The sequence below is a fragment of the uncultured Turicimonas sp. genome, from assembly GCF_902477955.1.
Classification (GTDB): domain Bacteria; phylum Pseudomonadota; class Gammaproteobacteria; order Burkholderiales; family Burkholderiaceae_F; genus Turicimonas.
The window spans coordinates 1-11,090 of sequence record NZ_CABSJB010000058.1; the positions used below are offsets into that span (position 1 = coordinate 1).

An 11,090-nucleotide genomic window follows, 5' to 3' on the forward strand; every position below is an offset into this window, starting at 1 on the left:
GAAGTTCGGGAAAAGCTTCTCCGGGGAAAGAATAATTGAGATTCGACCGAACAAATCTTTTTACTTTTGAGCCCGGAGAAGCTTTTCCCGAACTTCCGTTGGGTTTCGGGTTGCCGGATGAAATAGTTTGCGTAACGCGCCATCTGGAGTGGGAAAGACTGCCAATTGCATACTCTCAAGGGATTTTTCCTTGGTATGAGGAAGGACAGCCTGTGTTCTGGTGGATGACAGACCCTCGAATGGTTTTACAAACTAAAAACTTTAAAGTCAGCCATTCCCTAAAGAAAAGACTCAAGAGAGCTCTTCAATTTAAATATGAAGATAAAGAAATTGTTTTGAAGCTTGATTCGTGCACGAAAAAAGTTATTGAATCTTGTGCTCAGCCAAGAAAAGGTCAGGACGGAACTTGGATTACGGATGAAATCCTGCAAAGCTATCTGGCTCTTGCCGAGCGAAATTTGGTTCATTCCGTGGAAGTACTGATTAATCAAGAACTGTTGGGCGGACTTTATGGGGTTAGTCTCGGAAGGATGTTCTACGGGGAATCAATGTTCTCTAAAGAAAGCGATCTTTCCAAGGTTGCTCTTTCTCTTTTAGTGAGTATTTGTATGAAAGAAGATATTCCTTGGATTGATTGCCAGCAGGAAACCTCGCATTTAAAAAGTCTGGGAGCCTTCCCTGTTCCACTTTCAGAATTTAAGCAGCATCTCAAAGAATCTTGCTCTTTGCCGCCCGTCGACTGGGATTCTTATCGCGGTGTGCCGTTAAACGATCTTTTGGAGAAGGTGTTATGAGCGATATCTCTCAAGAAAATAAAGATCTCCCTGAATGTCTTGCTCCCGAATGGCTCGGTTCAACCGGGGAATTTACCTGCAGCTATGACAAGAGCAGAACGGAATGCCTTCTTGTTGCTATCCCTTCCCCCGGTACGAGAATCGGCAAACAATGTGCCACGCTTCTTTCTTCCTTCGGATTCCGAAGAAGCGGCGTAAATCTTTATCGCCCGCATTGTCCCGGCTGCGACAGATGTATATCTGTCAGGCTTAAGGTTGATGGCTTTAAACCAAACCGGACATTCAATAAGTGTCTTAAGAAAAACGCAGATCTTTCTATGAGGATTGCTGCACCTCAAAACACGTCTGAATATCTCCAACTTTTAAAAACTTATCTTTCCGTACGCCACAAGAGTGACGAAGAAGAGGAAGAAACGACGAAAGACGATTTTCAGAAATATTATGTAAATACCGTCGGAGAAACTGAATTTTTTGAATACCGAGACAAATCAGGAAAACTCGTGATGGTTTCCATTACGGATATCTTCTCGGACGGACTCTCGGCGGTTTATACCTTTTATGATCCGGCGGAGATGAAACGATCTCCCGGCACCTATGCCATTCTTCGTCAAATCGAAGAAACGAAAAAGAGAGGCTTGCCCTATTTATACTTAGGGTTTTGGATTGATGATGTTCCTAACATGAGTTACAAAACAAAATTCCAGCCCTTGGAAGTTTTTGTACAGGAACAATGGAAAGAATTTCAAGATTGCAACGATAGTTATTTAAATCAGGAAAAGGAAGATTATGAACTCCCTCTATAAACTGGCGAAGACAGCCCTTTTCAGATTTACTCCTGAACAAGCGCACCATATTATTATGTCCAATCTGGACTGGATTACACAGCTTGGAGTTCACAAGCTCGTAACACGTCCGGTTCCTGAAGATCCCATTAATGTCATGGGACTAAGATTTCCTAACTGTATTGGACTTGCCGCCGGTATGGATAAGGACGGAGAACATGTGACAGCTTTCGGAGCATTAGGATTCGGAAGCGTTGAGATTGGTACCGTGACACCGAAAGGCCAACCCGGTAATCCGAAACCAAGATGCTTCCGTCTTGTCGAGGACGATGCCATTCTTAACAGAATGGGATTTAATAACGTCGGCGCCATTCAGGTTGCGAAAAACCTACAGAGTGCCCGCGCTTTCCGTAACCGCGGCGGAATTTTAGGCGTCAATATCGGCAAAAACAAAGTAACTCCTAACGACTTAGCTATCGACGATTACATGAAGTGTATGGATCGCCTCTACATGTCAGGTGATTACATTGCTATCAATATTTCCTCTCCGAATACTCCGAATTTGCGAGATTTACAGGCTGAGGAAGAACTGAATAAGCTTTTAGCTGCTATTGCAGCGAAGAGAAAAGAGCTACAGGCAGCTAATAAAGATCATTACGTCCCTATCGCTGTAAAACTCGCTCCGGATCTTTCTGACGACGGGATTAAAAAAGCTTTGGATGTGATTGTTGAAAATGGAATGGACGGCGTTATCTGTACCAACACCACTATTTCCAGAGAAGCCATCCTTGGTCATCCGCTGGAAAAAGAACCGGGTGGTTTGTCCGGCCGTCCTCTGATGGAAAGATCTACAGAAGTTACGCGTCTGGCGTCCGAGCATCTCAAAGGTGCTCTTCCGATTATTGCTAGCGGCGGCGTAATGAGCGCCTCGGATGCCGTTGAAAAAATGGAAGCGGGAGCTTCAATTGTTCAGCTCTACACCGGCTTTATTTTTGAAGGTCCGGAGTTAGTGGCCGATTGCGTTCAGGCAATTGCTCAATGGAGAGCTAACCATCAAACATCATGCCCAGTATCCGAACCTTCATCGCCATCCCCTGCCCCATAGAGGTTCAGGAAAGGCTAGCTAAATTCGGAGAGGAGATTGCCGAGGTAAATCCTAAGGCTCGTCTGATTTCACCGTTTAATTACCATATTACTTTGGCTTATATCGGTGAAACAGACACCTCAAGGGTCAATGAGATTAAAGATCTTCTTTCTTTTAAGTGGGAAGCTGAGAGTTTCTGGGAAATTAACCGGCTTGGTGCATTCTCGAAACATAAGATCGTTTATGCTGCCGGCCTTTTCTCTCCTGCTATCGAAGCCTTGGGTGAGAAAGTTAGAAGACTTCTTCGTCAACACGGTTTCTCTTTTGATGACAAACCTCTTCGGCCTCATATTTCTTTGGCTAGAAAAGCTTCCGTTGTGCCGGAAATCAGCTTTGAACCTATTTACATGTCAATAGAAAAACCGGAACTTTTTCAGTCCGGCATCAAAATTAATAATAAACTGACTTACATTAAACTTTAATCCGGAAAAAGTCATGGATATCGTAACCCGCCCTGGATTTTGGAATATCCCCTTATGGGCCATTATCGCCATTTATGTTCTTGGTCTCACTGCCTGCGTCATCTGCGGGCTGGGCATCTATAAGTCTTATCTTCTTTGGAAAGCAGGCAAGCCGTTTGCAGTGGATCCTGAAACTAAGAGACGTTGGGGTTTTATCAAAACCGAAGCTCTGAGACAAAAGAGAATTACCCGTAAACCTCTCGGAAGCTGGCTTCATTTCTGGATTTTCTGGGGCTTTGTCTTCTTATTCTTCGGTACTGTCATTGCAGTTTTAGACTGGGATATCGGAAAGTTAATATTCGGTCAGCAGTTCCTAGCCGGAGGAACTTACTATTTCTACAAGTTTGTTCTTGATATTGCCGGTGTGGTCTGCCTGATCGGCCTCGGAATGGCCTTCTACCGCCGTTTTGTTAAAGGCGGAAAACAATTCGAAAAGTCCGGCCGTTTTCTGATGATCTTAGGATCTTTGGCACTTATTATCATCACCGGATACATTGTAGAGGCTCTCCGTCTGGCTGCTGAAAAACCTGAATATGCGGTTTATTCTCCTGTCGGGAACTTCCTGGCTACCGTCTTTTATTCCGGCATGAGCCAAGAACAGCTTCATTCGCAGCATTTCATTCTTTGGTTATTCCACGGCATTATCGCTTTGATTTTTGTTGCCTTGATCCCAAGCACCTATTTTGCTCATATGTACAAGTCTCCGACGAGTATTTATTGGCAAAAAACAAAGCCGAGAGGCAATATCCCAAGAATTGCCGAAATTGAAGAACAGGAAAGCTTCGGAATTTCCAAATTCAACCAATTTAATTGGCAGTTCCGTTTGAATTTTGATGCTTGTACTGAATGCGGACGCTGCACAGCGGTTTGTCCCGTCAACCGTGCCGGCGGACCTTTGGATCCCCGCGAAATAATACTTTCGCTTAAAAAGACAATGCATGGGGACTACAAGACGATTGACGAACCGCTTATCGGAAACGCCGTTTCTAAAGATGCTTTGTTGGCATGTACAACCTGCGGGGCTTGTGTTGAACAATGTCCTTCGAGGATTGAAATCGGCGGTGCGATTATGCAGATGAGACGTTCCATTGCAATGGAAGAAGGACATTTCGCGCCGGGCGTTGCCAAGACTCTGCAGAATATTTCGAGTGTCGGCAATCCATGGGGGCTGGATCCGGATGAAAGATTCAAATGGGCCGAGGGTCTTGACGTCCCGTTTGCTAAGGAAGGAGAACACTATGACCTACTTTACTGGGTTGGATGTTCCGCTTCCTATGACAAACGCAATCAGAAGATTGCCAAAGCAATGATCAAGATTCTGAAAGCTTCCGGATTAAGTTTTGCCGTTATGCAGGAAGAATCCTGCAACGCAGAATTAGCTCGAAGAGTCGGCGAAGAGTATTTGTTTGAATGCCAGACTTTGATGAACATAGAAAATCTGAGAAAGTACACATTCAGCAGAATTGTTGCTCACTGTCCTCACTGCTTCAACACCTTGAAGAACGACTTCCCGGATTACGAAGGCGGAAAATTCAACGTTATCTCTCATGTCAGATTCATTGCCGAACAGCTGGACGCAGGCCGTCTGCCTTTAGTTAATGACGGAGAGGAAGAAACATTCGCCATTCACGACGCCTGCTATTTGGCACGCTACAACCAAATTATTAACGCACCGAGATTCATCATTGATAAGATTAAAAATCTTGATTACGTTAATCCGAAGGAATGGGGATGCAACACCACCTGCTGCGGTGCCGGCGGCGGTCAATTCTGGAGCGAAAACGATAAGGGCGAGAGACTTAACGTTATTAGACTCAAAGCTATCGTTAACGATACGGGAGCAAAGAATATCGCTACCTCTTGTCCTTTCTGTTTATCCATGTTTGATTCTGCAAAATCTCAGGATACTTCACTATCTGAAATTCAATTGTCAGATATTGCAGAAATAGTTGCAAAACATATAAAATAATTCCACGGCCGTGCTCGGACACGGCCTTTTTACGGAAGACAGTAATTAATATGGAAAACAACTCCAGCAAAGCGAATATTCAGGTGTTAGACCGCGCAAGCTGCATTCTGCGTGTCTTAACTCAACACTCTGAGCCGGTAAATCTAAAAGTTATCGCTGAGGAAACGAATCTTCATATCTCGACCTGTCACCGTATCATCACCGACTTAGTAAAACTGCGTTTCGTTGAAAAGGGCCTCACCTCCGGAACGTACCGTCTCGGCCTGCGTCTTCTTCAGCTCGGCAATCTAGTCAGAGAAAGAATGTCCGTTCGTGAAAAAGCCAGAAACTCTATGGTCAAGCTCCACAATTTGACCAAACAGACGGTTAATCTTTCTATTCGTCAAGGCGACTCTATCGTCTACATTGACAGAATCATGCGTGAAAGACCGGGAATTCAAGTAGTCAGAACCATTGGGGCTACAGCTCCATTACATACAACGAGTTCCGGCAAGCTCTTTTTAGCTGAGGACGGATTTGAAAAAATCCGCGGCTACGCTCTTAGAACTAATCTGGAAAAGAACACGCCTAAATCCATTGGGGACATTGATACGCTTCTAGCCGAAGTATCTCGTGTAAAGGCTTTAGGTTTTGCCCATGATGTTGAAGAGCTAGAAACCGGCGTTCACTGTATTGCCGCCGGTATTCGAGACGACTCCGGAAAGCTTGTAGCCTGTCTTTCCATTTCTTCGCCGGTAAGTCAAATGCAGGACGTCTGGATTAGCGAACTGAAACATTGTGCAGACGATATTTCCGAACACCTTGGGTTTGTGGCAACGCCAGGAGAACTGTACGTTCGCCCTGATTTCAAGTAATACGTAACAGAAATTAGAAATTTTTCTCCTCTTAATATAGGCGAGCCCATATCGAACAAAACATTCGGGTAACTACTAACTCCTTCTTATAATTCATCCACCAATTATGAAGGAGGAAGTTATGTCAATTTCTCGTAGAACTATTCTGTCCGGTATTGCGGCCAGCGGTTTATTAGCACCTGTAGTTGCTTCAGCTGCCGGGGCGGATCCTGCGCCGGCCCAAGCTCCTGCAACAGCACAGAAAGATAAGAAGATTCTTTTTGTTTTGACAAGCTGCAATAAAATTCCTGAAACCGGCAATCCTACAGGTTATTTTTATTCTGAAGTCAGCCATCCGTGGAAAGTTTTAACTGATGCCGGATATGAAATTGATTTTGTCACTCCAAAAGGCGGTGAACCAACAGCAGAGGGTTTTGATCCTAAAGATCCCGTCAATATGGAATTTAAGAATAATGCACAGTATCAAGCCAAATTAGCCAATACACTGAAACCTACTGAAGTTGTTCCTTCTGATTACTGCGGCATGTATTACGCAGGCGGCCACGGTGCCATGTGGGATTTGCCGAATAATCCTGAGCTTCAAAATATTTGCGGAACCATTTACACCAATGGAGGCGTAATTGGTGCTGTTTGCCACGGCCCAGCCGGCTTAGTTAACGTGAAACTTCCTAACGGACAGTATTTGGTCTCCGGTAAGAACGTAAACTGCTTCACAAATTCTGAAGAAGATGCTGTCGGCATGAGCAAAGTCGTCCCATTTGCTCTTGAGACAGCCATTCGCGACAGAGGCGGTATTTTCCAGAGATCCGATAACTTCCAGTCTCACGTTGTCACAAATGATCGCTTAGTAACAGGTCAGAATCCCGCTTCCGCAGCATGCGTAGGCTATGGAATGTTGTCCTGCATGTAATTAAATTTATTAAAAACTTGGACTACTCCGCATCCAAGTTTTTAATGATGAGCGCCTCATTGTATGGTTTGCATGGGGCGCTTTTTAATAGTGTCCTCTGCACTGCGCTATTTCGATTCCGTCTTCGCGAACTCTGTAAACCAAGCGATGTTCTTTGTCTATTCTTCGACTCCAAAATCCAAATAGATTTCCTTTTAAAGGTTCTGGCTTTCCTGTGCCAGAGAAAGGGTCACGCATCACTTCTTTAATAAGAGAATTGAGTTTTGAGAATTTTTTAGGGTCTAATTTTTTCCATTCGAAATACCCAAGCCAGCATCGTCATGCCAAATGAGCATGTTATCCTTCAATTAAATCATGGAGTTGTACATGTCGACGCTCATTTAGATCTTTAGCAACTTTTTCCAATTGCCGCATATTCCTTTCACCAAAAAAAGGATCGGCCATGGGACGGAACGGCAAACCATTTTCCCGCACCATTTGATGAAGGAACATACGAACTGCTTGAGTTAAATCAAGTCCCATGCTTTCAGCAACAATTTGGGCTTGCGCTTTAAGCTTATCGTCAATTCTCACCTGCAGATTAGCCATTTTTTCAGTCCTTATTCATTACTGAATCATTACTACTGTAATTACTTGACTTACATTAGTAAATATTACTTATTTTTCCTAAAATACAGAAATTGAGTCGTTGCGTTTTTAGGTTTTCCAAGTAAAAAAAAGACCTGAAACCCATGATTTCAAGTCCAATCGACCACTAAACCTGAGGGAATTTTGTGGCTTAAACGGTCTAAGTACTACGAAATTTAAGAAAACATCCTTGTTCCCCTTAATTAACCCCGGATTTCTTCATAATGCGTTTATTGGCTCGGTCTTAGCATCTTGAGAATCCTGTTATTCTTGGAGAAAGACGAAGGACGCAGCCATAACGTATGACATCCGCACCCTCAACAATGAATAAATTCCCTTCCACCCACAGCTTCTTGACTTACACGAAATTCGTCTAAAACCGGTCAAATTCCGGTGGAACTTGTTCCACTCCGTTGCTCCTAACTCCCACGGATTGAATGTTTCTCAACATAATCTGCAATTCCTGCATATCTTTTTCCTTTCACCATTGAATTCCTGTCTGGTTTTATTTTTGGTACCGATTAACGCAGGTTTCCGTACTTTTCCTTAGTGACAACAGATGAGATAGAAGTAATAATTTTTTCATATCCCAAATCACACCAACCCCAATCAAGTACTCAAAAAAGGAGTAACTAAATATGCTTTCAAGGAGAGACTTCTTAAAAGCAGGTACAGCTGTAGGTTTACCTTGCTCACCTCTCGCTTCTGCAGTCGCTCAAGCACTTCCCGAAATCGAATCAAGTTCTTGGTGCGCCTGCGTCATTAATTGCGGACAACGCTGCCCGGTCCGCTGCTTCACCAAAAAAGGCCAGGTTATCAGAATCGAAACTGATAACTCATTGCCTGATGCAACCCCATCTCCAAGACAACTTCGCGCCTGCCAGCGCGGACGCTCCATGAGAGAAAGAATCTATTCGGAAGATCGTCTTAAATATCCGATGAAACGCGTCGGTGAAAGAGGAGAAGGAAAATTCGAAAGAATCTCTTGGGATGAAGCCGTTAAAACTATCGCTGATAACTGGAAGAGAATCCGCGATCAATACGGTAATGATGCGATTTATTGGCAGTATTGCTCCGGCCAACAATCTATTGTCAGCTCCCGCAGAGCTTGGCAGCGTCTGATGAATTTAATGGGCGGATTCTTAAAGTATTACGGTTCTTACTCTAATGCTCAGCTCAGCGAAGCTCTTCCCTATCTGTTAGGTGGACGTCCCGCTTCTATGCCGTCCGAAGTTGCTAACTCTAATCTTTACGTATTGTTCGGCAATAACCCTTCTTCTACCAGACCTTCCGGCGGCGGTAAAGGCTATCAAATCGATATGGCAGTCACTAAACATATGCCGAAGGTTATTGTTATTGATCCGGCCTTTACGGATACCGCAGCTACTAAGGCTGACCAATGGATTCCAATCCGTCCGGGAACTGATGCTGCTTTAGTTGCTGCCCTCGCCTATCAATGGATTAACAAGAATCAGGTTGATCAAGACTTCTTGGATAAATACTGTGTCGGATATGACGAAAAAACGCTTCCGGCTTCTGCTCCGAAGAACTCCGATTACAAGTCCTACATCCTTGGAAACGGACCTGACAAACAGCCTAAGACTCCTGAATGGGCATCAAAGATTACCGGTATCCCTGTCAAGACTATTGTGGATTTAGCCGAAGAAATGGCTTCAACAAAGCCGCTCTTCGTCTCTCAGGGATGGGGTCCGCAGCGTCAAGCAAATGGTGAGCATACCTGCCGTGCCATTTCTATGGTCCCAATCCTCTTAGGACAAATCGGTCTGCCGGGCACAAACGCCGGTGAACACGAAGGCAATACTCCGTTCCCCGCCGTGTATCTGCCTGTCGGTAAGAACCCGGTCAAAGCCACTATTCCGGTTTATATGTGGACTGACGCAATTTTGAGAGGTAAGGAAATGTCCCGCACCACTGACGGTGTTAAGGGCGTTGAAAAACTTTCTCAGAATATCAAGATGATCATTAACTCCGGCGGCAATACCATGATTAACCAGCATGGCGACTGCAACTGGACGGATAAAGTTCTCAGAAACGAAAAAGACTTGGAATTCTTAGTTGTCTGCGACAACATGATGACTCCAAGCTGCCGTTACGCAGACATTCTTCTCCCGGATACTTTGGGACCTGAAACCGTTGATATGGCTTGCCAAGGCGGAAGCCCCGGCGATGTTGCATGCATGCTCGCTATCCAGAAAGCTGTTGATCCGCAGTTTGAACAGAAACCTTCCTGGGAAATCTGCCGCCTGATCGCAAAAGAACTCGGTTTAGAAGACGCCTATACCGAAGGAAAATCTCAAGAAGATTGGGTTCGCTGGTGCTATAACGAAACCCGCAAGAAAGTGCCTGAACTTCCTGAATTCGATGTGTTCTGGAAAGACGGTATGGCTAAAGTCTGGAACAGAAGAAAAGATACCATCGCTCTTGAAGCATTCCGAAAGGATCCGGTCGCTAACAAGATCAAGACTCCATCCGGCAAGATTGAAATCTATTCCGAAGCCCTTGCCAATAGAGTTAAAGACTGGACGCTTCCGGAGGGAGACATCATTTCTCCGATTCCTGTTTTCTACAGCACTTGGGATATGCCGGGAGATCCACTCGAGAAGAAATATCCGCTTCAGTGTTTCGGATATCACGGTCACGGAAGAATTCACTCTACCTTCCACAATCTCCCGAGACTTAGAGATGTTCATCCCGACAGCGTTATCATGAATACTCTTGATGCTGAGGCTAGAGGAATTAAAGACGGAGATAAAGTTTATATCTTCAACGACAGAGGAACCGTTCTTCTGCCTGCCAGAGTCACTCCGCGCATTATGCCGGGCGTCTGTACTATCCCGCAGGGCGCTTGGTTCAAACCGGAAACTATCAACGGACAAGTTGTTGACGTCGGCGGATGTATTAATACATTGACCAACCACCGCCCGAGCTCTTTGGCTAAGGGCAACGCTCAGCACAACATTCTTGTTGAAATTCGCAAAGCTTAATAACGGGAGAACAAAATGGCACAAAAAGGATTTTTTATTGATCTGTCCCGTTGCACAGGCTGCAGAACCTGCACAATTGCATGCGCGGACCTCAAGAACACACCTATCGGACTTTATAACCGCACGGTAAATGAATACGAAGGCGGCGGATGGAAGAAAGACAAAGACGGTCTCTGGTCTCCGGAAAAAGTTTTTGCTTACTATCTTTCATTGGGATGCAATCAATGTTCAGATCCGGCTTGCGTGAAAGTATGTCCGACAAAAGCACATTACAAACGTGCTGAAGACGGCATCGTTCTCGTCGATCTTAACAAGTGCATTGGATGCGGAGCTTGCGCCGCTGCTTGTCCGTACGGTGCTCCTAAACTTAATCCAAAAGCCCATAAGATTCAAAAATGCGATGCTTGCGTAGACAGAACCTCTATCGGTTTGCAGCCGGTATGCGTTGAAGCCTGCGTAGACAGAGCTATTGAATTCGGTGATATTGAAGAGTTAAGAAAGAAACACGGTACTCTTGCTTCCGTGGCTCCACTTCCTGATCCGG

At 44.8% G+C, this 11,090-nt stretch carries 10 protein-coding genes and 1 pseudogene; 9 read left to right on the forward strand and 2 right to left on the reverse strand.

All coding sequences use genetic code 11. The annotated features are described in order from the left end of the window. Positions 1 to 35 precede the first annotated feature (35 nt). The 7 genes from aat to RDK53_RS11705 all read left to right on the forward strand — a co-directional run bounded on the left by aat (position 36) and on the right by RDK53_RS11705 (position 6,914). A complete protein-coding gene (aat, locus tag RDK53_RS11675) occupies positions 36 to 794 on the forward strand; it encodes a leucyl/phenylalanyl-tRNA--protein transferase (protein ID WP_308515074.1) in 759 nt (252 codons plus the stop codon). Further along, complete coding sequence (locus RDK53_RS11680; protein WP_308515076.1) at positions 791 to 1,597, forward strand: arginyltransferase; 807 nt, start codon at positions 791 to 793, stop codon at positions 1,595 to 1,597. Before aat ends, RDK53_RS11680 begins: the two co-directional genes overlap by 4 nt. After that, a complete protein-coding gene (locus RDK53_RS11685; RefSeq protein WP_308515078.1) occupies positions 1,581 to 2,681 on the forward strand; it encodes a quinone-dependent dihydroorotate dehydrogenase in 1,101 nt (366 codons plus the stop codon). The genes RDK53_RS11680 and RDK53_RS11685 overlap by 17 nt, the downstream gene beginning before the upstream one ends. Beyond that, positions 2,639 to 3,142 (forward strand): RNA 2',3'-cyclic phosphodiesterase, encoded by a 504-nt coding sequence (thpR, locus tag RDK53_RS11690; RefSeq protein WP_308515080.1) that lies wholly within the window; start codon positions 2,639 to 2,641, stop codon positions 3,140 to 3,142. The genes RDK53_RS11685 and thpR overlap by 43 nt, the downstream gene beginning before the upstream one ends. 13 nt (positions 3,143 to 3,155) lie before the next feature. Next, entirely contained in the window at positions 3,156 to 5,150 is a 1,995-nt protein-coding gene (locus RDK53_RS11695; RefSeq protein WP_308515082.1) for a (Fe-S)-binding protein, read from the forward strand. Between the two features lie 44 nt (positions 5,151 to 5,194). Continuing rightward, positions 5,195 to 6,004, forward strand: coding sequence for an IclR family transcriptional regulator (locus RDK53_RS11700; protein ID WP_369910919.1), 810 nt, complete (start codon positions 5,195 to 5,197; stop codon positions 6,002 to 6,004). A gap of 121 nt (positions 6,005 to 6,125) precedes the next feature. After that, positions 6,126 to 6,914, forward strand: coding sequence for a type 1 glutamine amidotransferase domain-containing protein (locus RDK53_RS11705; protein WP_308515086.1), 789 nt, complete (start codon positions 6,126 to 6,128; stop codon positions 6,912 to 6,914). 84 nt (positions 6,915 to 6,998) lie between these two features. Here the strand turns inward: RDK53_RS11705 and RDK53_RS11710 are convergent. Both RDK53_RS11710 and RDK53_RS11715 read right to left on the reverse strand, forming a co-directional pair. Further along, positions 6,999 to 7,214: pseudogene (locus tag RDK53_RS11710) on the reverse strand (Txe/YoeB family addiction module toxin); the annotation flags it as partial. Between the two features lie 36 nt (positions 7,215 to 7,250). After that, positions 7,251 to 7,502, reverse strand: a complete 252-nt coding sequence (locus RDK53_RS11715) for a type II toxin-antitoxin system RelB/DinJ family antitoxin (protein WP_308515088.1) — start codon at positions 7,500 to 7,502, stop codon at positions 7,251 to 7,253. Between the two features lie 677 nt (positions 7,503 to 8,179). Here RDK53_RS11715 and RDK53_RS11720 point away from each other — a divergent pair. Both RDK53_RS11720 and RDK53_RS11725 read left to right on the forward strand, forming a co-directional pair. Further along, the gene (locus tag RDK53_RS11720) at positions 8,180 to 10,546 is read left to right on the forward strand and encodes a DMSO/selenate family reductase complex A subunit (protein ID WP_308515090.1); all 2,367 of its coding nucleotides are present in this window, start codon (positions 8,180 to 8,182) and stop codon (positions 10,544 to 10,546) included. 15 nt (positions 10,547 to 10,561) lie between these two features. Further along, positions 10,562 to 11,090 (forward strand): DMSO/selenate family reductase complex B subunit (locus RDK53_RS11725; RefSeq protein WP_308515092.1); only part of this gene is annotated, 529 nt, incomplete at its 3' end.

Excerpts from the sequence above, each read along its gene's own strand:
- RDK53_RS11680 (WP_308515076.1), top strand. The coding sequence starts at position 791 with ATGAGCGATATCTCTCAAGAAAATAAAGATCTCCCTGAATGTCTTGCT.
- RDK53_RS11685 (WP_308515078.1), top strand. The coding sequence starts at position 1,581 with ATGAACTCCCTCTATAAACTGGCGAAGACAGCCCTTTTCAGATTTACT.
- thpR (WP_308515080.1), top strand. The coding sequence starts at position 2,639 with ATGCCCAGTATCCGAACCTTCATCGCCATCCCCTGCCCCATAGAGGTT.
- RDK53_RS11695 (WP_308515082.1), top strand. The coding sequence starts at position 3,156 with ATGGATATCGTAACCCGCCCTGGATTTTGGAATATCCCCTTATGGGCC.
- RDK53_RS11705 (WP_308515086.1), top strand. The coding sequence starts at position 6,126 with ATGTCAATTTCTCGTAGAACTATTCTGTCCGGTATTGCGGCCAGCGGT.
- RDK53_RS11715 (WP_308515088.1), bottom strand. The coding sequence starts at position 7,502 with ATGGCTAATCTGCAGGTGAGAATTGACGATAAGCTTAAAGCGCAAGCC.
- RDK53_RS11720 (WP_308515090.1), top strand. The coding sequence starts at position 8,180 with ATGCTTTCAAGGAGAGACTTCTTAAAAGCAGGTACAGCTGTAGGTTTA.